The sequence below is a fragment of the Alteromonas aquimaris genome, from assembly GCF_026183695.1.
In the GTDB taxonomy this organism is placed as follows: domain Bacteria; phylum Pseudomonadota; class Gammaproteobacteria; order Enterobacterales; family Alteromonadaceae; genus Alteromonas; species Alteromonas aquimaris.
In genome coordinates this window covers 837,590-860,056 of the sequence record NZ_JAPFRD010000011.1, presented here as the reverse complement: position 1 = coordinate 860,056, position 22,467 = coordinate 837,590, and the positions used below count along the sequence as shown (strand labels likewise).

At 43.7% G+C, this 22,467-nt stretch carries 19 protein-coding genes and 1 CRISPR repeat array; of the genes, 6 read left to right on the top strand and 13 right to left on the bottom strand.

What is annotated here, in order from left to right; genetic code table 11:
* Window position 1: 1 nt before the first annotated feature.
* Genes OPS25_RS13935 through cas6 form a run of 3 tightly spaced genes read left to right on the top strand, consistent with a single transcriptional unit; the run spans window position 2 to window position 3,297 of the window.
* The gene (locus OPS25_RS13935; protein ID WP_265618395.1) at window positions 2-520 is read left to right on the top strand and encodes a hypothetical protein; all 519 of its coding nucleotides are present in this window, start codon (window positions 2-4) and stop codon (window positions 518-520) included.
* Window positions 510-2,357, top strand: a complete 1,848-nt coding sequence (locus tag OPS25_RS13930) for a TIGR03986 family type III CRISPR-associated RAMP protein (RefSeq protein ID WP_265618394.1) — start codon at window positions 510-512, stop codon at window positions 2,355-2,357. Before OPS25_RS13935 ends, OPS25_RS13930 begins: the two co-directional genes overlap by 11 nt.
* 4 nt (window positions 2,358-2,361) lie before the next feature.
* Complete coding sequence (cas6, locus tag OPS25_RS13925) at window positions 2,362-3,297, top strand: CRISPR system precrRNA processing endoribonuclease RAMP protein Cas6 (protein WP_265618393.1); 936 nt, start codon at window positions 2,362-2,364, stop codon at window positions 3,295-3,297.
* 66 nt (window positions 3,298-3,363) lie between these two features.
* On the opposite strand, the gene csm6 is transcribed toward cas6, so the two are convergent.
* Genes csm6 through OPS25_RS13910 form a run of 3 tightly spaced genes read right to left on the bottom strand, consistent with a single transcriptional unit; the run spans window position 3,364 to window position 5,755 of the window.
* Window positions 3,364-4,800: a CRISPR-associated ring nuclease Csm6 gene (csm6, locus tag OPS25_RS13920; protein ID WP_265618391.1), complete on the bottom strand. Its 1,437-nt coding sequence runs from the start codon at window positions 4,798-4,800 to the stop codon at window positions 3,364-3,366.
* Window positions 4,801-4,835: 35 nt separating this feature from the next.
* On the bottom strand, window positions 4,836-5,183 hold the full coding sequence (csx16, locus tag OPS25_RS13915; protein WP_265618390.1) for a CRISPR-associated protein Csx16: 348 nt from the start codon (window positions 5,181-5,183) through the stop codon (window positions 4,836-4,838).
* Window positions 5,183-5,755 carry a hypothetical protein gene (locus tag OPS25_RS13910; RefSeq protein ID WP_265618389.1) on the bottom strand — a complete coding sequence of 191 codons (573 nt, stop codon included), beginning with the start codon at window positions 5,753-5,755 and terminating at the stop codon, window positions 5,183-5,185. Before OPS25_RS13910 ends, csx16 (OPS25_RS13915) begins: the two co-directional genes overlap by 1 nt.
* A gap of 246 nt (window positions 5,756-6,001) precedes the next feature.
* Between OPS25_RS13910 and OPS25_RS13905 the strand changes: the two genes are divergently transcribed.
* Together OPS25_RS13905 and OPS25_RS15990 are read left to right on the top strand one after the other, a co-directional pair.
* The gene (locus tag OPS25_RS13905; RefSeq protein WP_265618388.1) at window positions 6,002-6,346 is read left to right on the top strand and encodes a hypothetical protein; all 345 of its coding nucleotides are present in this window, start codon (window positions 6,002-6,004) and stop codon (window positions 6,344-6,346) included.
* Between the two features lie 314 nt (window positions 6,347-6,660).
* Window positions 6,661-6,765: a PEP-CTERM sorting domain-containing protein gene (locus OPS25_RS15990; RefSeq protein ID WP_407080239.1), complete on the top strand. Its 105-nt coding sequence runs from the start codon at window positions 6,661-6,663 to the stop codon at window positions 6,763-6,765.
* A gap of 920 nt (window positions 6,766-7,685) precedes the next feature.
* Here the strand turns inward: OPS25_RS15990 and OPS25_RS13900 are convergent.
* Together OPS25_RS13900 and OPS25_RS13895 are read right to left on the bottom strand one after the other, a co-directional pair.
* On the bottom strand, window positions 7,686-8,000 hold the full coding sequence (locus tag OPS25_RS13900) for a hypothetical protein (RefSeq protein ID WP_265618387.1): 315 nt from the start codon (window positions 7,998-8,000) through the stop codon (window positions 7,686-7,688).
* Window positions 8,001-8,537: 537 nt separating this feature from the next.
* Window positions 8,538-8,858: a hypothetical protein gene (locus tag OPS25_RS13895; protein WP_265618386.1), complete on the bottom strand. Its 321-nt coding sequence runs from the start codon at window positions 8,856-8,858 to the stop codon at window positions 8,538-8,540.
* 133 nt (window positions 8,859-8,991) lie between these two features.
* On the opposite strand from OPS25_RS13895, the gene OPS25_RS13890 reads away from it, so the two are divergent.
* On the top strand, window positions 8,992-9,546 hold the full coding sequence (locus OPS25_RS13890; protein ID WP_265618385.1) for a hypothetical protein: 555 nt from the start codon (window positions 8,992-8,994) through the stop codon (window positions 9,544-9,546).
* Window positions 9,547-10,316: 770 nt separating this feature from the next.
* A CRISPR array of direct repeats spans window positions 10,317-12,831; the repeat unit is 37 nt; unit sequence GTCTTAATCCCCTCTGTCGGGGCACATAGCCTCTGAC.
* A 149-nt stretch (window positions 12,832-12,980) separates the two neighbouring features.
* Here OPS25_RS13890 and OPS25_RS13885 read toward each other — a convergent pair.
* The 8 genes from OPS25_RS13885 to OPS25_RS13850 all read right to left on the bottom strand — a co-directional run bounded on the left by OPS25_RS13885 (window position 12,981) and on the right by OPS25_RS13850 (window position 21,447).
* On the bottom strand, window positions 12,981-13,313 hold the full coding sequence (locus tag OPS25_RS13885; protein WP_265618384.1) for a CRISPR-associated endonuclease Cas2: 333 nt from the start codon (window positions 13,311-13,313) through the stop codon (window positions 12,981-12,983).
* Window positions 13,306-14,232: a CRISPR-associated endonuclease Cas1 gene (gene cas1 / locus OPS25_RS13880; protein WP_265618383.1), complete on the bottom strand. Its 927-nt coding sequence runs from the start codon at window positions 14,230-14,232 to the stop codon at window positions 13,306-13,308. The genes OPS25_RS13885 and cas1 overlap by 8 nt, the downstream gene beginning before the upstream one ends.
* Window positions 14,222-14,746, bottom strand: coding sequence for a hypothetical protein (locus OPS25_RS13875; RefSeq protein ID WP_265618382.1), 525 nt, complete (start codon window positions 14,744-14,746; stop codon window positions 14,222-14,224). The genes cas1 and OPS25_RS13875 overlap by 11 nt, the downstream gene beginning before the upstream one ends.
* A gap of 84 nt (window positions 14,747-14,830) precedes the next feature.
* Window positions 14,831-16,777: a CRISPR-associated protein Csx16 gene (gene csx16, locus OPS25_RS13870; protein WP_265618381.1), complete on the bottom strand. Its 1,947-nt coding sequence runs from the start codon at window positions 16,775-16,777 to the stop codon at window positions 14,831-14,833.
* A 178-nt stretch (window positions 16,778-16,955) separates the two neighbouring features.
* Window positions 16,956-17,588, bottom strand: a complete 633-nt coding sequence (locus OPS25_RS13865; protein ID WP_265618379.1) for a hypothetical protein — start codon at window positions 17,586-17,588, stop codon at window positions 16,956-16,958.
* 104 nt (window positions 17,589-17,692) lie between these two features.
* The gene (locus OPS25_RS13860) at window positions 17,693-18,592 is read right to left on the bottom strand and encodes a hypothetical protein (RefSeq protein WP_265618378.1); all 900 of its coding nucleotides are present in this window, start codon (window positions 18,590-18,592) and stop codon (window positions 17,693-17,695) included.
* Window positions 18,593-18,603: 11 nt separating this feature from the next.
* The gene (locus tag OPS25_RS13855) at window positions 18,604-20,427 is read right to left on the bottom strand and encodes a COG1361 family protein (RefSeq protein WP_265618377.1); all 1,824 of its coding nucleotides are present in this window, start codon (window positions 20,425-20,427) and stop codon (window positions 18,604-18,606) included.
* A 12-nt stretch (window positions 20,428-20,439) separates the two neighbouring features.
* Window positions 20,440-21,447: a hypothetical protein gene (locus OPS25_RS13850; protein WP_265618376.1), complete on the bottom strand. Its 1,008-nt coding sequence runs from the start codon at window positions 21,445-21,447 to the stop codon at window positions 20,440-20,442.
* Between the last annotated feature and the right edge of the window lie 1,020 nt (window positions 21,448-22,467).

Genomic DNA, 22,467 nt, shown 5'->3' with positions numbered 1-22,467 from the left:
AATGTCAGTTTTAACTAATTACGAAACCTTACAGTCAAAATTCTCTCGTTACTTACCCAAAGCGATCCCTGTAGCAATTAATCAGGAACCAAGTGAAACCGTTACATCTTTAGCGGCACTTATATCGCTACTTTCTGAGAAGCTAGAAACCGAGAATCCTGTTGGTTGGATAACCTGTCAGTCTGAACAATTACTGATGGACGGCACTGAAAGTTTAGCCACTGCGTTAAATGATAAATATTTACTCGCAGCCGAGTTAACTCATCAGAACAACTGTATAAACGTTTATTATGAAGATAACGCCTGGCAAGTTTCACTTACTTCGCTTGCAAACTCAAACCAGAGTGACGCAATAGCACTGCCGCATGAATTTGCCATAGATGCACTTCGGTTTCCAAAACATACAAATCATAAAGTGAGTTATTGGGTTGTGTGGCAACAAAAAAATGACCAGCTGCGGCCTGTCGCACAATTTTTAAAAGGAATTGAGAAGACTAAGGGAGACACTCATGCAAAATAGAAACGTTAATCAGAGAAATGCGGGCAGGAACAAAAAAGATACCCCTGCATTTAATGGCGTACATGCTCCCTATAATTTTGTGCCCGTTTCCAGTGCATACGTTCCTCCTGGTTGGGCGCCAAAAACATCAATTGACGTGCCAATGGAAATTGGCTTATGCGCGGAGATAGAAGTTACCATTGATAGCCTGTCACCCATGATGATCGGGGCAGAAAAATTGTCCAATGGCGTTGTCCCCTTCTTTACCATTAGTGACCAGCCTGTGATCCCAGGAAGTTCATTAAGAGGCATGATTAGAAATTTAGCTGAGATCATTACCTTCTCTAAAATGCCTGAATTAAACAACAGATATCCGACATTACGTGATATAAGAAGTGACAATTACAAAAACACTTTAATAGAAGATAACAAAGTTAAAGTAGAGGCGGGCTGGCTTGTATTTGATCCTGACTCTAATCGCTATATCCTTCAAACCTGTCAATATGCCAGAGCAAGCTATTCTATGCTTGAGCAAGCGTTTAGAACGAGAAATCTGGCGAAAATGGGGTCGTTTTCAGAAAAGTACCATGCAATTGGAGGGTTAGGCCAGTCCATCGAATTTGCCGTCTCAGGACGCTCAGGCACAGGTGAGAATATTGCACAAACAGGGCATGAGTTTACTGGCTACCCAGTCATGACTGGTCATGCGTTTAACAAAAAGAAAGAATTTATCTTTTATAACGAAGGCAATAAAGAGCAAATACCTGAAAAAGTAATGTCGGCTTTTCTGGCTATTTATGACAAAGACGTTGCTGACAAATCTCCACTTGCTGAATTAAAACGATTACAACGTCAATCTAAAAACCGCGTTCCCGGTATACCTGTTTTCTTTACTCGAAATAGTTCGCGAGAAATAGAATATCTCGGCTTAACACAAATGATGAAAATTCCCCCGAATTTTTCAATTGGCGATTTGCATCCGCAAAGCAATAAGACAACGAACAAAAGAGTGGATATTGTCGAGAATCTATTTGGACGCACTACTGATGAGGCGATACACGAGTACCCTAGCTTGAAGTCCAGAATTAGTGTTGCTGACTTTTATTGCCAATCCGGACATCTTGTAAAAGATCCCATTACAGTAATATTGGGACAACCAAGTCCAAGTTTTAATCCGGCCTATTTGGTTCAGTCAGAAGGTAACACAGAAAGTCAGCTAAGCAGCCGCCAAAAGGGATTTCACGACAGTGAAGCTCCACAGTTACGCGGTTACAAACGCTATCCCATTCAAACCAATGTGCCATTACAACCGACCATGTCACAATTAGAAAAACCTATTGAAGAATACGCGAATGTGTCGACAAAGATACAACCCATGGAACAGGGCGCGAAGTTTAGCGGGAAGATCCGCCTGCATAATGTCACGCCAAAGGAACTAGGGTTAATCTTGTGGATTTTGACGTGGGGTGAAGATGAGACACTTTCACACAATATTGGTATGGCCAAACCCTATGGTTACGGAAGGTTTAAATGCAAAATTGATCGCTTGATGGTTGAAGAAAATACTCATCCTGGCGCTTGGAATAATGTCACCAGCAAAAGTGGTGAGTTTCAAGAGCAATTCGTTTCGATGATGGAAACCGTAGCTAAAAATCCCAAACTGAATTCTCCCGGCGGCTGGCGTAAAGGGCCGTATCTTAAAGAGTTATGTGCAATGGCAAAAGGTACAGATGCAAAAGCTGCGCACAATCAGTACATGCCATTGAAAGCACATGCTCAATCAAAAGCCAATGACAGTAAATACAATAAATCTAATGGCTTTGCCCTTCCGGCTTTCACTGCTCTTAAGATGAGGTAATTTGGTGCAAGAAGAGATAACTGAGTTAGGAAGCAGCAGTGCGCAAAACGCGCTGCTGCTCCCTTTTTATCGGCTCAAAATCGCTATTCGCTTCACCCAGCGCAGTGAGCTGCCTCAATTTGCCGGCTCTACCTTACATGGTGGCTTTGGTCATGCTTTGATGGCTGCTGATGAAAATACGTTTGCCAGCGTATTCGACCCGACAGATACAGCAGGTACTAAATTAATCAAGCCCTATCTTTTCGAGGTTTCCCCTTTAATTAAGAGACAGTTCGAACCGGGTGACACCTGGCAATTTGGATTAACCCTATTGGGCAATGCGACTGCCAGCTTACCGCAAATAGTGGCAGCATTATTAATTTGGCAAGAGCTTGGCTTAGGCAGTGCCCGGGCAAAGTTCAACATTGAAACAATTAGTTTAATTGGCATACAGTCGCGCGGTATTTATGCTTATAAGCGACAATACCAAGTACCCTTGCCGTCTACTTTAGAAGACCAGTTACTTCATGCTCAGCAAAGAGCGGGCAATGAGCCCGCGGATTGTGTGTGGATAGAGTGCACAAGCCCCTGGCACGTCAAAGAAAAGGGAGTGGCAATAGAACACGCGCCAGCTGCTTGCAAGCTCATGAACCTTATCCATGGCCGCATCAACACATTGGCACAGTTGCATTCTTCAGTGAGCATGCCATTAGCTGAACCTGTATTAGATAGGGAAACGAAACTGATTAAAGAGTTTACCACGTTCGATAAACTGCCGCGCTTCTCAAAGTCAAATGCGAGGAAAATCCATTTCCCAACGTTAAATGGCCAGTGGTGTTATCAAGGCGATATGGCAAATTTCATTCCTTGGCTAGCCCTTGGCGAAATTGTTGGTGTGGGCAATAAAACTACGTTTGGCTTTGGTCAATTTAAATGGTCGTTAGCTTGTTCCGAGTCCTGAAGCATTAAGGTTAAAAACCTATTAACTTCAAGACCCTTCGGCTTTTAATAACGACGACACCGCTCACTATTTGTCATAAATAACTTTAATGCTATCCTTTCCAACAGGGAAGACATAATGCTGTTCGCCTTTAGGTTTACTGGGCGCATGTTGTTCAGCAAAGTTTTTCCCAAAAGCTTTTTTAAGCGCATCAACTAATCGATGGCGCTGACGATCAGTGTTTTTACCCATCACGCCACCTCTTAATCGCTCTGTAGGATTTAAGACTTCCAGTTTTGCCACAATTTCGTTCATGGTTAAATTTTTGGCCTTACCAAATAAGAAATCTTCGTCATAGTCCAGCATATCTTGCGACATAATAAATCGCGCAGCTGAAGCTAAGTCTGCAAATTGTCCTTCAGGCTTTGCACCGAGCAAATACAAATAACATTCAACAATCTTTAACGCTAAACCACTACTCACATTCCTTCCCACCGGCCTATGAAACTCTGCCCAGCCCCAGAACGTGGCGAAATAGGTAGTTTTTAACCAGACTTCCTCGCCTGAACACACCACTTTAAACTCTGTTTGCGCGCGCGGCCCAGGGCGAGAGCAATCAGGATAGAAGCGGATGTCGGCAACGTTGCGACTCTTCTCGAACTGCTTGATGGTTTCTGAATACGTCATTTTTGATTGCCTGATATCATCGGGCATATTCATCGACATTTTCACCAAAGGAATATCAGCCAGCATCACTTCCACATTAGCAAAGTCAACTTCTTTATCGGCAATCCTATGTTTTTGTGATGAAATGGTGGGATAGAAAAATTCGGCACTCCGCTCAACGTCGGGATCGCTGACCAATACATGGCTTAAGGTATCGTTTTCACGACCAAATAAGCTCATCGCGTAGCCAAGCAAAAACGTCATGGATTTTCTGCCTCCTGCAATAGAAGCATGAATTTGGTATTTTTCATATTCCGCTGAAAAGTAGCTCAATCCGTCACGCTTTTGTTCACGAAGTGATAAAAACCCAGGTCTATTTGCATGCAAAGTTTCGAGCGCTTCTCTCACTAATTCTGGGGTAAATTCATCTTCAGACAATTCATCCTCTAATGAAGCCAATAACTCGTCAGGAAGTTTGGCAACCATCTCAGTTTCAGTAACAGCAGTTGTCAGCGACCGCACACTCTCTATAATTAAATCTGCTAGCGCAGCATGTTGCGCCATAGTATTTACATCAGCCAATGCCACATTGTCGTCATCTTTAACTACCCAAATATCGTCTTCAGACATATCAACTTCAGGTAAACCATAATCACGGCAAAATTGATTGACTTTTCCGTCTTCTCCTAACATATCACTGTTAATAAACGCGCTTTTCCCTACAGATGTGGTAATCACTCTGATGTGTTTTGGATGCGCTCTTTTGGCCTGATGTAGCCCGAACAGTGTTTCAGTAATAACCGCTGGTGAAGTACCAATTACGGCGATTAAAAGTGGCTCAGGGGAGTAAAACTGCATAACCTTATACCTGATTAAAAATTACAAACTTAATACTATACATTTTCTGACTTAACCTGTTGAATTTTTAACGCTAAATACTCAACTAATTTAGGTCTTAAACTCAGTAAACGCCGCGCACACAATTCTTTTCCTCTGTCTTCATTAGATAATGAGAGTTGTAGATGAACAAACCTTACTCCCATAGCATTTAGTTGAGCAATAAGATGCACGGGTAATGTGCCGATTACCGTATCACCCGGTTGCGGGCCATTATCGACATCTATATGCTCAACATAATAATCTATGTGTATGCCTTGCAGTTTTACCCAATCAGCCGACCCCTTGTGCCGCCCAACAAACCAAAAGCGATTGGTCGGCGATATGATTTTTACTTTATCCATTACAGATCACCCGCTTTGGCCGCATTTTTATCGCGAATATCTTGCTCAATAATTTCCTGCATTATATTTACATCGCTCAATGCTGGCTGGTACTGATAGATCAAGGTTGTTTTTTTATCTCTACCAAACCCAAATTCGTTTCGCTGTAAGGTGATGACGAATTCTCCGTCTTGGTAAGTGTGCGACGAATTAAAACCAAAACTGTTGTTCTCTATCAATGTATATTTGCTGCCTAGTGCGTCCCGGAACATTGTGTACGTTTTACCCGCATCAAAATAACTCACTTCAAGGTGATACAGCGTATTATCTGGCGTAAACTTTAACCACGCAGACTCAACCTCTCCATACTGACCAAACGTGCTGTAACGACTCACTTTGAACATCGGCAAGTCCCGATATCCTTTGTAACCATAGCCAGTTTCAAACGCTGCCTCTCCTGAGGTAAGTTGCGCTTCCACCTCTTGTTTATTTACCTTACCAATATCAAATGAAAGGTACTCCTTAGCCTCAAGATTTGCCAAAAATACGCCAGACAATACTGCACCACAAATTACTTTATTCACAATTTTCATATGTTTCTCCAAAATTAAACTCATAGCGCAAAGCCCAACCTCACAACTTTCAAGGTATTCATCAGTGCAGGCTTTGCCGATGCGGTGCATTATGAAGAACACAAACTGATTTAAGGTTACTGGAAATTTCCACTTCTCATCACTTTTCTTCCACTCAATATTATTCACGCCGTCAAGCCCGTCATGGCAAAAGCTTGAGCCAATCACGCTTGACCAAAGATTTTTACATTATTGAAGTAAGAAAGAATGAAGAGACTTATTTTAGGGAGTGAAGTAATCCATGGTGCGTTTTCGGCATCGGCGGATCTAATTAAAAGCAATGGCTGTTACCTATCTTATGAAATGGACTTCGCATTTCAGGATAATTCCAGCTTAGGTTTGCAATTTTATGCAGACACAAGCTTCTACAGAATCCCTGCGTTTATTGATCTCGGGTTCGACTTTGTCTATCAGGGTACAACGCTGGATAAATTCGAATTACACTCAGAAGGATATACACGCGCATACAGCGATAAGACGGTTGAAAACGTGTCACTCATGCCGTTTAGATATGAAACGAATTATTCCATGCTTAACGATTACAACAATTGAGGCATATTCGTCGAGAACTTCGGTAGCGAAGGAGACCGTTATACCATCGTGCAGTGGAGCGATTTCTTACTCGACACGGTTGGAAACGTGGCGGGTAGCGCGCAGCTCGTTTTCTTCGAAGACTCAAATAATATTCAAGTAAACTATGAAAACGTAGGCGCCGGCACTGGCCAACTCTCATCAGCATTTATCATGCGAGCAGGCTCAATTAACGGCTTTGCAGCTTTCTGCATTTTGATAAATGCACCAACAACACCCCTCTGTTATTGGGCGAAATAGGTGAAACTTGAACGCGCCACCTATCCACCGATACGGTGGTGGAAAGTGATGTGCCGCAACCAAGTGCTATGGTATTGCTGGCTTTTAGCCTATTGGGGTTCGCAACGTATAGGCGTGAAAACTCTCGATTAAGAAGCTAAGCAGAAGTTTTTCTATCACGTGCTCACTTAACTTGTCACTCCCGCGAAAGCGGGAGCCTCTTTCCCAATCCCTATTATCAAGGCACATAGCCTCTGACAGTTTATCAGTTTACGCAAACAGCTTGGAAAGTGAACATGAGTCTTAATCCCCATTATCAGGGTGCAGGCCTTCAACCACTATCCCACCTACTAGCAGAGAATGAACAGCGTCTTAATCCCCTCGGTCGGGGCACATTGCTTCTGACGGTCGGATGAATGCTTTAGACGCAGATGTGGAAGTCTTAATCCCCTCTGTCGGGGCACATAGCCTCTGACTTAACAGGGTATTCTACCGAAGCCTCTCCTACGTCTTAATCCCCTCGGTCGGGGCACACAGCCTCTGACATTTTACCTACGAAACAATAGAACTAAAAGTGCCGTCTTAATCCCCTCTGTCGGGGCACATAGCCTCTGACGTAATGAAAGATTTAGCAGAACACTACGCGTCAAGTCTTAATCCTCTCTGTCGAGGCATATAGCCTTTGACGCAAACTGAGTTATTTAATGAACTGGGTGTGTTGTCTTTATTTCCTCTATGGGGGCACATAGCCTCAGGCCTAATAAGTTACAGTTATCCACAGTTTGGCGTCTTTGTCTTAATCCCATCTGTCGGGGCACATAGCCTCTGACTTTAACTAACATCGTAAACAAATAGGAGAAAAACGTCTTAATCCCCTCTGTCGGGGCAAATGGCCTCTGACTCAACATCGTAAAATAAAGCAATATTTTCAACGAGTTGAAAAATTCGTTTAGTGCAAAATATTTCTCTGATCCGCGTTGACTTTCTAAGTATCTATGTATGGTCGACTATTCTCTCACTATGCCGAGTAAATTTACCATCCATTATTGAACGGATCAATTTTCACACTACTGTTTTAAAGCTATTGCCGGATCCACTGTTTCAACGTCAATTTTTGACTGAGCATGTCCTTTCTGATTTTTATGGCTACTAGAATCGCCAACACTATCATCAAAAGCGGCATTGCTATTAAAAAGCTGATTATTTGATCATCAATTTGCGTGGGTTGTAGAATACCCCAGAATACGGGGCCACTGGCACATACACATAATCCGGCCAGGTTGTACAGGATACGAGTCAACTTACTCCCTTCATCAGTCCATTGGCGTAATTTGGCAAAAAGGGTTACCACCAAAGCTAAATAACAAAATGTTGCCACTAACGTAAGATAAAACATAATACTTCCTTCAACTTAAAAAGCTATTAAATCATCCCGATAGCGTGCATACCTTAACAGGAAATTTCCACCTCATATCAAAGAAAAATTTTTATTTAAAAGTAAAAAGTGACGAACACGTCTCCTTGAAAACGGAGCGTATAGCTTCTGCTGTTAATAAGATTTGCGCCGACATTAGTGATTTTGAGTCTCAAATCCCACTGTCGGGGCACATAGCCTCTGACGTTAAGAAGGAGCAAGCCGCATGAACAAACAACGTATTAATCCCCTCTGTCGGGGCATAGCCTCTGACCAATGCTAAGCAAAGCTGAAATTGAAATATACGTGCTTTAATCCCTTCCATCGGAGGCACATAGCCTCTGACCTCAACACCAAAAATAAAGCAATACTTTCAACGAGTTGAAAAACTCGTTTAATGCAGAATATTTCCCTGATCCGCGTTGACTTTCTGAGTATCTATGCATGTTGACTATTTTCTCGCTATGCTGGGCAAATGTACTACTCATTATTTAGCGGATCAATTTTCATGCTACTAATTTAAAACTCTTGCCGTAACCACTGTTTGAACGTCAGTTTTTGACTGAGCATATCCTTTCTGATCTGCATGGCTATTGCAATTATCAGCGCAATCCCCAGAAGCCCTGCAGCCAATATAAAGATGTTCATCTGCTCATCAATTCGTGTAGGTCGCAGGATACTCCAAAATACGGGGCCACCAGCACTTACACTTAACCCGGCTAACTTGCATACAATACGTGTCAACTTGCTTCTTTTATCCGCCCATTGGCATAATTTGGTATAAAGGGTGGCAATCAAAGCTAAATAACACATTGTTGCTACTAACATAATATAAAACATAACACTTCCATCAATTAAAAACGCTATTTAAACAGCCAGATTGGGTGCATACCTTAACTGGAAATTTCCACTTCATATCAATGGCAAATTTTTACGTATGCTACATCCTCACATTATTGAGGAGATACAAAATATGATTAATATTCTAGTTAGTAACATTAAAGGCTTATTTACCCCGAACAAATCAAACTATTCGTCATTCATGCGGGCCTGTTATCCGTTGATGAATCTGAGTAAACGCTATCACAGTCAACGCGTTTACCGGAGCGACTTAAACAAGTTTGCTGCGTGGACAGAAGCGCTTGGCCAAACGCGGTTTCGTCAGGAAGTCATCACCTTCTTCGCTGAGCTTGGTTACGATGTTGTTAAAAGTAACAAAAATGAGACTGACATTTATGCAGTCAGGGACAAACAAAACATACTAATTCGGGTGATTGAGAACGGTGAAAGTGTGCTATACGGCGAAGAGACAAACTGTGAGAGCCAGCTCAAACAACTAACCGGCGATGTACGGGCATTGCGTGCCGACATCGGCATTTTTATATGCGTGGGCAAGATATGCTCTGCTGACAAAGCCTATATCAGAGAGAATGACCTGTTTGGTCTGTGTTACTACGACCTCTACAAAAGCATTTATGCCAACAGACACCAACACAATTTTGGTTCGGAAGCAGCGACATGTATTTAACTGTTTTGTCTGTGGCTACAGCGCTGTGCCTGTACCTTGCTGGCGTATATATACTTTATTTAACACTGGACTTTACAATGATGATTCTGGGCAACCTGGCACTATCATTCGCTATTAGCTATTGGCTTGCAAAGCAATTCATAAGACGCAAATTTTCAAAGCTGGATAAAGAAATTTGATCACTTGCTTACTTAGCATTCACTCTAAACAAGAAGTGTCAGGCATGAAAGCACTGTCGGCGACCAATCATTTTGCAAGGAAGATTAGATGCAGTTAACCACTTCAAACGTTACCACATTAATCTATGTGTATCTCTGTTGTGCCTATTTAGTGTTTTTCAGCTTAGATTGCCCCGCCCATATTCTTCAACTACTGAAATTATCGCTCGTTATCAGCTTTTATTTTGCGCGGTATTCGGTTAAACAGAAATTGGAGGGGATAGAATAGAAACCACTAAACATGCTGACTGGTTGGCAGTTCTCTATATGTATCCTATGCATAAAAATATAGAAAAAGTCCTGCGGAATGGTGCTGTTAAAGATCTCAAAATCTACGCGAAGAATGACTAAAGTTACTAAACATTGAATCCTATCCCCACCCTGCTATTACATAGCAGTATTTACTTTTTGCGCTACCGCCACCGACACTTAGCGAAGAATATAACCAATGAGCTATTAGCGTCGTCGAGACAAACGTTTCTCAATTCTATTTCTCGTTTGAAGCACTAAGCCTCTGACATTAAGAACTATGTATAACGCTTGCAGGCGATTGCATTAACCCCCTCAGTCGGGGCACATAGCCTCTGACCTACAACGAACTATCGGACTTCGAGATCAATAGTCTTAATCCCCTCTGCCGGGGCACATAGTCTCTGACCGAGACAATTGAGTTAAAAGTGCCTGGCTCTGAGTCTTAATCCCCTCGGTCGGGGCACATAGCCTCTGACTTTTACAAGCACTTTATGTAATGCTGATTTTTGTGTCCTAATCCCCTCTGTCGGGGCACATAGTCTTAGGCCCTGAGCGAGATTGGCAGAATACTGAAAGCGTCTCGTCTTAATCCCCTCTATCGGGGCACATAGCCTCTGACTTATGTTATCTACCATAAAGACGTTTCAACAGTGTCTTAATCCCCTCTGTCGGGGCACATAGCCTCTGACGAAACCTTAAGCGAGAGTATCGTAGAAAAATTAAGTCTTAATCCCCTCTGTCGGGGCACATAGCCTCTGACTTAAGTATGCGAAGACAAACGTAAAGATAATAAAGTCTTAATCCCCTCTGTCGGGGCACATAGCCTCTGACAAAGCCACCAACGAGCAAAAGTGGACGAGGATGAGTCTTAATCCCCTCTGTCAGGGCACATAGCCTCTGACGCCGATTCTGGAATATGTTGAGGATTATGTTGGTCTTAATCCCCTCTGTCGGGGCACATAGCCTCTGACGATAGCTTCATTTGCGCTACATATAACCCATATGTCTTAATCCCCTCTGTCGGGGCACATAGCCTCTGACTTAACGCTATTGAAAATGATGCTGAATTTATTCGGTCTTAATCCCCTCTGTCGGGGCACATAGCCTCTGACCATATGCGGTTCCCCGCCTCGATTAAAGCCTACTGTCTTAATCCCCTCTGTCGGGGCACATAGCTTCTGACTGAGGTTGGAAAATGTACTAGATGACCAAGATTTGTCTTAATCCCCTCTGTCGGGGCACATAGCCTCTGACCTATGCACAACGTAAACTGCAGCACATGCTAACCGTCTTAATCCCCTCTGTCGGGGCACATAGCCTCTGACTTTTTTGGCACGGTCAACAATGAACCGCTTGAAGTCTTAATCCCCTCTGTCGGGGCACATAGCCTCTGACCTAGCGGTCGCTTGATAAATACTGTTGACCAATTTGTCTTAATCCCCTCTGTCGGGGCACATAGCCTCTGACTTAAGCTTATTTGCTGGTTACTTTTTGTCCGTTAGTCTTAATCCCCTCTGTCGGGGCACATAGCCTCTGACGGTCACGCTCGACGCGCACCATCTGCCCCGTTTCGTCTTAATCCCCTCTGTCGGGGCACATAGCCTCTGACAGAGATACTGGATGCAGGTAAACAACCGCAACTAGTCTTAATCCCCTCTGTCGGGGCACATAGCCTCTGACCTAGATACTAAAACCAGATTCACGCGGCGTAAGTCTTAATCCCCTCTGTCGGGGCACATAGCCTCTGACGTTAACTTTATTAAAGTGTGGCATAGCGTTTATCGTCTTAATCCCCTCTGTCGGGGCACATAGCCTCTGACTATTACTTGGCTTCCACGGTCACAAAGGCAGTGGGTCTTAATCCCCTCTGTCGGGGCACATAGCCTCTGACGCAGGCACCGCGCGTAGGTTGCGCGGGTTACCTTGGTCTTAATCCCCTCTGTCGGGGCACATAGCCTCTGACTTTGCCATAAAAAATAAAGCGTCTATAGCTATTAGTCTTAATCCCCTCTGTCGGGGCACATAGCCTCTGACGTTGTTGGCCGTTGCGCACAATCCGTGCGTTGAAGTCTTAATCCCCTCTGTCGGGGCACATAGCCTCTGACATTGCCAATAGTGTTGCCTGAATTTATCTATTGGGTCTTAATCCCCTCTGTCGGGGCACATAGCCTCTGACTGAGTACGAAAAAACAAGGTATCTTTATCGAAGAGTCTTAATCCCCTCTGTCGGGGCACATAGCCTCTGACTAACGTACTCGCGCTGTTCATATCCGATACCCTGCGTCTTAATCCCCTCTGTCGGGGCACATAGCCTCTGACTTACACCTGTGAACAACTCGAACAGATGCGTAAGTCTTAATCCCCTCTGTCGGGGCACATAGCCTCTGACCCAGCAAATAAGATTAACCTTATACATCGGTCTACGTCTTAATCCCCTCTGTCGGGGCACATAGCCTCTGACAAAGTCACCTTCGACCCAGTTAAAATGCCTAACAGTCTTAATCCCCTCTGTCGGGGCACATAGCCTCTGACCTATCAGCAAAATGGCACGTGGAAGGCCGCTGAGTCTTAATCCCCTCTGTCGGGGCACATAGCCTCTGACGGTTTAGGCGCACTGGGAGACGCTATCAGTGCGCGTCTTAATCCCCTCTGTCGGGGCACATAGCCTCTGACTATATCGCTGCCTACTGTTACTAAGGATGGGCAAAGTCTTAATCCCCTCTGTCGGGGCACATAGCCTCTGACGTGAATACTCAGGCTGACGCACTGGCTCAATAAGTCTTAATCCCCTCTGTCGGGGCACATAGCCTCTGACCGTCAACAACAAATAATAAAGCCATATTTTCAAAGAGTTGAAAAACTCATTGAACAGAAAATATTTTTCTGATTCGCGTTGACTTTCTGAGTATCTATGCATGGTTGACTATTTTCTCACTATGTCGGGCAAATTTACCACCCATTTAATCACTGATCAACTTTCTCATTGCTCTTGTTCGAGCCATTAAGTAACACATCAACCAACGCTTGGGAGTGCGTTAGGGTAATGCCAGCAAATTCAGGCACCTGACTATGTGTATAGCCTGCACTGTTCAGCGTAACACACAAACATTTATCTTCGTTTTCGTTAATCACCTCACTAATTTTATTTATTGTTGCTACCATATTTTGGCGATAATCCCACATCACGAACACTGAAGCCTGAAGAGCAAACCCTGAGGTACTCAGAAGCTTAAATACTTTATTCCGTATTGGGGTTGATGCGATGTCGTATGCAATTAAATAGGTCGCTTTATGCATTGTTTATCATCCGTTTTTTAAGCATGAGAATTTTTGCTGCAAGCCCTTGCTTAAATGTTTTTCGTTTTTTTCCCCATTGTTGGTAATAGATTTGTTTGCCTTCTTTAGTGAGTTTGCAGCTGCCGTCTTCATTTACATAATTAAAATGAGACTCTGTTAACTGCGGTAAACACTGCGTGATTACCCAGTAATCCAAATATGCTCGATAGGGCTCGATAAGGTCACATGAAAGTGAAGGTCTATAACCATCTGGTGTGTGTAGCGCGCCAAAAATAGGGTCAAACCCAGCTTCAATAAGTGTTCGGGTGATCACATCCGTTGCCAATGTGTAAGTGAGACTAATCAGTGCATTAAATGGGTCGGTGGCAGGGCGTCGCCGGCGCTTGTCGAAGTGACACCATGGCGGCAAATACTGTTTTAACGCTGCAAAATATTTAACGCTGAGCGCCCCTTCTATACCCAGCAATGAGGTGATGGAAAGCTCGGTGTTATCAAATGGGTTCGTTGGTGATAATACTGCTAATGTATCCATTGTAACGTTATTGCCATTGAGCCTGGCAATGGTGTGACGCTGGCTATGCCATTTCGCTGCAACGAGTTTTTTCGCTATGGCCATTTTACATGCATTATCAGCAAGGCAGTTCATCCAAACTACCCGTAGTTTTGCACTACCGCCCATTGGATTAAAAGCCGATAGCGTTATGGGGTGGGATTTTTTATTTTGCACAACAATATCGCATTGGTTACTCAGTAATACCGTGATTAATTGTATGTCCACTAATGTGTTCTGGCTTATTTGCAAGCCAGAGATACTGTCTACTGGCAGCGTTCTCGATCCCCCGGTAGTTTGCGCAATTTTCATCACATTATGCTGTGTTAATGTTAAGCACATGTCGTTGCCTGCAATATCAACATGCATAAACTTTTGCTCCTGTCGCTGCAACAGCCCCTTGTGGGCGATGTGCCATCAACATTCTGGTCAAACTGATCCCATCCAGTAGCACCATGCCCACGCCTCTTGCCTGTTTTACGGCATTTTGATGGTAACTGCCGCCTGTTGCTAACAGTATTTGCCCTATTCCTTCCAGTTTTGCTATTTCACTTGCGGCCTTAATATCGTTTTCACCGAGCCCTTTTCTTCTTGCGCTATTTGTAGGGTTAAGTGCCAGACACACCAGTGCCGTGTCGCCGTTTTTTTGGATCAGAAAGCCATTGCAATACTTAGCGGGCGATACTGCGTACCCCAGCCAGGTAAAAAGCGAGTGAACCTGCTTTGCGTTAAGGCTATGTTGTTTTGGCACAGCCACCAGCTGACCGCGGCTTTGGCTAACAGCCCGCAGAACGGGGGTAAAAATGTGTTCAGCTTTTGGGGCGCTCTGGGCCGCTGAACGAAAGAAGGTAGAACGAATTTTTTTAAATAGTGTATTAAGCATAAGTGCTCCTGATTAGTTAATTTTTAAATACCTAATCAGTGTAAGCACTTTTACTTTTTTACTAGCTTACGGAAATTTCCGCCTTTAGTTAATCAGCATTGATTTAAGTAGTTTTTCGAGACTTAGCTCAAATGTTGGCACCGCTGCTTCGTCATGTTCTGCAAAGCGCTCGGGCTGGTCCGGTAAGGTGAACGGTATAAAGTCCTGCCCTCGAGTTTGCCGCTGCTGCTCGGCAAGACGTTGATGCATCGCTGTCCAGGAAGCGTCTGGAAAGTCGGTATAATGCGGCGCGACCACATACATTTTTGCCAATGAAGACGAGGCTTGCTGTATGGTAGTAAGCCTTGCTGATAAATCCTTAACCGTAGATGCGGCGGCTTTACATTCCAGATGAATCAGCGATGCGTGTTTGGTAACTAACAGAATATCAAATTCAGCCGTAACCAGTTTACGGGCATCTGGCGATGAAGGCATGGAACGTACACCAACCCATGCAGAGTTAAGTACTTTTTTTGCTAACGCTTCGTTGGCTTTTAAAAAGTGATATACCCGTTGCGTGACAATGTCTTCCATGGCAAACCCCATACTGAATGTTAGCTTATGTTCGGGATAACCTTTTTTTCTGCGCTTTTTTAATTCATTTTGGTAACTGCCAAGAAGCTGAGTGAGTTGATCACAAGACTGCAGTTTTTTTAAAAGTTCAGCTCTATTAGAGTTAACGGTTTGCACAAGGTGTTCAAGCCCCAATTCATGAAACTGTGTACTGAGCTGACTGATGATCGCTTTGGTTAATAAATCTAACTGGTGCTTTGATTTTTTCATCCACTCATCAAGAGTGAAGTAAGCATACTCCGGTTTATGCAAACCGACCCGGCTGAACGCGTCAAACAGATATTTATCAAAGGCTTCGGACACAGGCAAGGCGGTAATAGTGAAGTTTTGATATTCATTTATTGCTTGTATTAAAAAGTCCAGCAGGCTTTGCACCTTAGCCTGCCACTGCTGATAAAAACTTGGTGACAACGTTTTTGTTTCATACCAGGGTAAGGCTTTTTGTTCTTTTATGTGATTTTTTATAAAATTTACGCTATGTGCGTTGCCAGTCACATTTTTATCGATGCCATACTGGCTTTTAACCGAGGGTGCGGCATTTGCCGGCCAGATTTGTACACCTTTATCTTTTACCCCCTCCATGGTGAAGCCCTGCAGACGCAGAATGTCTTCCAGACTTAATTTTTCAGCGGCAAAATACTGTGGCCCCGCTGCTTCAAAAATAGAACCGTTATATGTTTGGTAATAGGGTTGTTGCTCACAGTAATACGTGGTGTGGGGTAAGTGTCGAACACTGTCTTCTATGGCTTGTGATAAAGGCTTTGGCCCACCATTGCCAATAAAGCAGAGTTGTCGCGCATTAATTTGCGCTAACTTATTGAGTAGATGCTCTCGAAGCATTTTATAGGAGTCGGGCACAGGCAAAGTGTGTACATTACTATAGCCGTGCCTGGCTAACACTTCTTGTAAACGCTCTGTTTGCACTTTCACTTGTTGAGTAAACAAGAGTAACAGTTCATCGTTCGTCGAAGCATGCTCTAAAATTAACGGTAAATTGGCGGCATTTTGAAAGGTTGAAACAACAATAAAGCAATGGGTAGCAGGTGCACTTTGCCGTTGTTGCTGTTGTAAACCTTTTATCACTTCGCAACCGTTTGTTGAACTGAAACGTTGTGATGTATATTCCGTTAATCGAGCATTGTTAAGAATTAAGTCATCCGCATTGAGCTCATTTCCTCGTTCATTTTCTTGCAGGTCCACATCGAGCTGGAAAAAACGTATGCCATTGCGGTTTAGTTCGTTTATTTTGGCTGGCGGTAAAGAGCCGATGACCACATCACCTGCGTGAAGCGATGAATTGTCTGGCAGGTGCTGAACAAAATGATCAATGTGAACCCCTTGTTGCTTGATCCAATCCGCCGCTCCTTGATGTCGACTGACAAACCAAAACTGGGCTTGCTTAGGGGTATTTTGATTCATTGTGGTTCCTTACTTGCCTACCGCTGTGTGAGCAATTGTCTGTATGTATTGTTGTTATTTTTGAGCAGCAAAGCATACGGCTTTACGCTACTTAGTCAATATGGTTTTAACTTAGGGTGAGAGCGAAATCCTTTTCTATGAACCGGCTAGCTATCCGTAGCTACCGTTTATAAACTTGTTATTTAGCGATTGACTGGTCTAGCATTTCAAGCATCGTCACCGGCTCCTTATCGTGTTCAGCGGTATTGTTCGCTGGTTGTTTTTCCATAGCTTCAAGCTTGGCGTAGAAATGTTGCATAAGTTGTTTGCGCTTTTCTTCCATGCGCTCGTTCAATTCGCCTGCGTTTACGCGCATTAATACATGCAGATTTCCCTTCGCATCGTATACCTCCGCTTCTTTTTCAGTTGGCGGCAAATCGATGTCAGTCTTGATGTTTGACACCACTTCGGTTGCTATTTTTTCCCGCCGGTTACCGTCTGTTATTACCGACTCTGCACGCTGGTTAAAATCATCCAGAACGTGTTGATTGACTGATCGCGCCAGCGACACGCGCGCGTTTTGTATGGCGGCAGTGTAGCGTAGATTTAGATCTTGAATGGTGCCATCGCCTACCCCTCGTTTATACACGAAGTCCTGATCGAATAACCTGTCTGGTGCACAGTACCAATCTGGCGCTTGCTCTTGCCCTTGGTCGAAGCGGCAGCTCCCGGGTTCAAACTTAGTGACAATTTCAGGGTTACTCGCACACCCCGCGCCTAAAAATGTGGTGACAACTGCTGCAATGGTTAATTTAGTATTTGTATTTTTCATCAATATTTTTCCTTTAATTAGTTTACGTGCTTATGATGCAGGAAAAATTGAATTTGATGCTTTACGGAAATTTCCGCTAATTTGAAAAATCATTCGTGAAGTTATTAACTGTTTATTGGTAGCCAGGATATTTGTTCTGGTATGCTTTCGCTTTGGCGCAGAAGCGCGATATAAAGCTGATAGGGAGTGTTGGTACTAGCATCGGCTAATGTATCTCTTGTAACCATAACAATGTGCCCTCGGGTTGGTTGATCAAACCGTGCTTTTGCAACCTCAAGTGGCTTGTCTGCATTAATGGCGCCTGAATAAAGAAGAAAACATCGTCCGGTGTCGGTGCAATAAAATGCATCGATATCAGTAGAATGTAGCGTCGTTAATTGTTTCAAAATAAAGGGCTTTGCCGTATGTCGGGCCGTAATACCTAACCCATTAAGTTCGGGTGGGGTAACAATTTCCGCTACATCTGTTTCACTCAGAACGAATTGCTCATGGTTAATTTGTACAAGTAACGCATCGGCATTAGCACTTAACACTGGACTTGATTGCGCGTAGTGCGCTGGGAGGGCGATGCTGGCAAGTCCGCCAAGATAATGGGGTATGCTTAAGCGCTGCTTTGTGGCAGCAAGGTAATTGGCAATCTTGCTGGAAGCGCTTCGCGTATCGTAAATCGCCCACGTTTTAACGCCACCACGACAAACCGTTGAGTGAATTGAGAGCCGTTGCTTTACCAGCGTTTTTTGGTAAGCGATGGCTGCTGAATCATATAGTTGTAGCGCATCATTAGTTTGCGTAGAAATATATTGCGCTGTGACATGGCTATCTGCGATTTGCGCACTTAAATTCATTCTTGCTAGTTCAACGGACTCCGCTTCTGTTTTTGCAAACGCAGAAACCATCACCTGCCCTGCTGCAGGTGTATAAGGGCTTTTTGCACAATCCTCGGCCCTTGCAGATTGACCATAAATAACAAACATGCTGATGGTTGCAGCGAACAGATATTTCATTAATTATTTTCCTATTTATCAAATGTGTTTAGCAGGGCATGGCTTCCAGAATAAACTGGGTATTGCGCTTGCTGATTATTAAGTGATGTCGCATAGGGGATGCTATTTGACAGCCATTGGTGAAGTTCTTCAGTTGTTGTGACCGCGTCATTGTTTTGATCGGCCTCACCTTGCAACCCTTCCAAAATCATTGCGGTAAAAAGACCTGCGCCAGTAAAGCTATCAGCAAGAGCGTCGCTCCCTTTCATAGCAGATGCAAACACGCGCACTTTTGGCGGTGGCATCGGAAATGTTTGTATGATCAAGACAGGACTTGCCTCAGACTGTAAAAATGGCGCTTCAAGGAACAACACCACATTTGCTACCGGCAATTGCGCCAGATGCGCGTAAAGGTCGGTCAGTGGAATTTGGTACTCACTGCCGGTGCTATTCCGCATTTGCAAATGAATACGGTTTTTTGTGTTAACTACCTTTTCCACACTCAAATGCAAATAAAACTGTTCGCTGCCCTTGTTGACAAGCCTGTTTGTGAGTTCCTGAGTAAAATAGGCATACCATTGAGATTTGCCGGTGATCGTTCTTTGCTGCACGTTTGTTTCACTGACACCCATTGCGTCAGTAAATATTTGACTGGCTATCAATGTATTATTGAGCCGCCCTGTGGCTGGTTTTTGCATAGTAGTAAGCACAGCGGCTTCTGCTCTGTTTTGTAATTTTGCACGCTTTGTTTTTCGAGAAGCACGTTTCGCCAGCCATTGAGTTAATGCCGATGATGACGATGTGAGCGATTTGTCGGTAAGCTCTAACGGAATACTTGAGCGCGCAATGCCTCTGGTGGCGTAATCCAAAAAAAGTAGTGATTCAAGTTGGCTAAAAATATCTTTTTCAGCTTGCACTTTGAAGGTGATATCTCGGCTTTCCCCCACTTTTAACTGGCTGATAGATTTCAGGTCGATATCATCCAATATATGGAAGCTTTGTACGTTACCGAAATTGAGTGACAGATTGACATCTCTGGCCGTTCCCTTTCCAACGTTGGTAACCCTGTAACGCAATACAGATGGCCTTTGTGGTTGTAAGGGATCGCTGTGCTCTGCGAGTAGTTGGGTTTTTAAAACGGGGGCCAACCAATTTTGTGCGTTTACAGGAATGCGTACGTTATCAAGCTCTCCTAACCCATCTTTTTCAGAAGCGGATACAAAAAATGCCTGAAAACGCGATGACACCTTTTGAGGCAACTGCATTTTGTGAGTAAATTGGGTGCGTTGGCCCGGCAACAGTTCACCGATACGCATCGTTAGTTCTTTTTGCTCGATTTCGATTCCTGGAAGGCTGATTACCGTTGTGACATCTTCAGCCACACCTTGCCCGACATTGGTAAGCTCAAATGTTAAACGAACTTTTTCTAGCCCAGACAAGGTATTGTCGTTATCTTCATCAACAATATGCGAATAGGTAAGCGCGAGCTTTGGTGGAGCACTTCTTTTTTCTAATAGTTGCGCTCTTGCGACGCGTTGAATACGTGTGCGCTCGATCTCTGAAAGTAACTTATTTGGATAATATTCTTCTTTATCAAAAACAACCTGCTCGGTGGTGTGACGTTGACGACCAACCCGATTAATTTTAAATGTTTTACGTACATTAATTTGCGCAATACCATCTGTTTGCTTTAACTCGATTGCTGCTGTGGCAAATTCTCTTGCCTCGACTAAATTTCCACTATTAAAAGCTTCCTCAGCGTTTAAATACAGCGCAAGCGCCTTCTCGTCACCCGAGGAGGCGCTTGATGCTGGCAGATAAGCGAATAGTAAAACAAAACAAATGGCTCTTATCATTCTTACCTCCGATTAAAACAAATAAGTAACAGAGGCGTTGTATATCATTGCGTTTTCCGTAAACGCGTCTTCTGCGGCTGAGAAATCCAACGACCAGCTACCAGAAGTCCAGCCTAATCCACCGCTGAATAATTCACGGGTTTGTTCTTCATCGAAATAACGCATCCCTGCCCTGAGTGCAAAATCGCCCGAGAGTGACATTGGATTGATCAATAACAGCTCACTCCCCAGCCGAGTTTCAGAACCGGCCGAATAGATAGGAAAAATAGTGTCCTTTGTCTGTGTAATAGATACCCGTTCAGCGGTTAGCGCTAAATCCCAACTTAACGAACTGTTTAGGTGCGTAATATGAGTAGTAATACCATAACGGATAATCTCCGGCCTTAGTGTGAACTCGGGTTGTTTGACGTCATCTGGTTCGATTTCATTACTGTACGCAGCACCGAAATCAACCGAAAACAATATTGCCTGCTGCGCAAGGGATATATCCTGATTTAACCCAGCTTTTAATGAAGCGGTGTAACCTGAGCCAAAGAATGCAGGGCTTTGCGAAGGCTTCAGGTCAATTATATTAAGTACGACTCCTGCACCATAGGTGAATACATCTCCCTCTTTAAGTTCATTTCCATAAGCTATTGCGATAGCGCTTTGTGAAGTTTCTAACCCCAGCTGATTGGCAGGATCGTAAGGTGCACTTTCAGAACCAGCGGTTCCACTGTAGACCAATCCTGCCATCAAGTTGCCTTTCGCAACGAACCCACCAAGCATATTAATTGGGTCTTGTTCAACAGCCGAACTGCTATCCCGCTGAATGAAGTTTAATGCAGCCTCGCCTACCCACTCTGAGTCAGAATGTGTTAGCAAATTGGCGGGATTAACCATCACCGCGAAGCTGTCTTTGGCAGCGCTGACCATGGTACTGCCTTGCGCAGCAAAGCGCGCACCATTAGGTTGTAAATCTGTAGCAAAAGTGGTGGTAGTGGTAAGTGCTAATGCGATAGTAATTGTGTTCTTTTTCATCTGTATATTTCCTAATAATTTTAAATTCGGGAAGGATTATCAGGAAAATTTTGAAAAGCGTGGTTATCGGAAATTTCCGGTTTTAATAGAAATTATTTTGCCGGCACCTCGTTTCGTGGGCCAGAGATATCTACGAATTATGACCTTTTAACGATACCAGACGCGCAGGATTATTTTGCCGTGGTTTTCGGATTTATCGAAGCATATCCAGTCTTTTTTGTTGAAATGTCAGCAAATTTTAAAGCACGTTATGCAATTTTTTTCACAAGATTGATTGCACGCTGTACCTGTGACTCGCAACAATATCAGCTTTCTTCACTAAGATTATTCAACTGGATACTGGCACTTGCCTCATAAATAACTTCTCATTTTTAGCTATTGGGTTAAAAAGCAGCCAGTTAAAACGTTTGAGTCAATAGAAGTAATGACATCTTAAAAAAATGCCCATATAATACCGCCCGATTTACATAAAGTTGTGCAGCCGCGCAAGTAAATCAAAAAAGGAAGGCCCCATAGCTCAGTTGGTTAGAGCATCCGACTCATAAACTGAAATTGTGACCACAAGCAGAAATGTTTGATGGAAAACCGGGTGAATTGCTGGAAAGCTAAGCGAGTGATCGTAAGCCAATCAGCAGCCAAGCTCTTCAGGCGTGAGGAGAAGGTTCAGAGACTAAGTGGTTCAGCACGTTCCTGCTGTGTAATACACTATTAGCGCCCGGCACCTTAACGAAATAAGTCGAAGGTGATGATATAGTCCATGCCTCCGCGAAAGCGGTGGAAGCCCAGAATCGGCAGGTCCCCTGTTCAAGTCAGGGTGGGGCCACCACTTCCTTTTTTACGAAATTTTTTTAAATTTACTACCCTCCACTATTGGGGTTTAATGGCCCTATAATGAGGAGAACATTAGGTTATTTAGCTCTCCAATTTTGACCTTGTCTTATCCACTTTTGAATGGTTTGATGATAAATTATTGGTGGACTGCTCGTTGTTTTTTTAAGCCATGAGAGCTGAAAAAAGTCA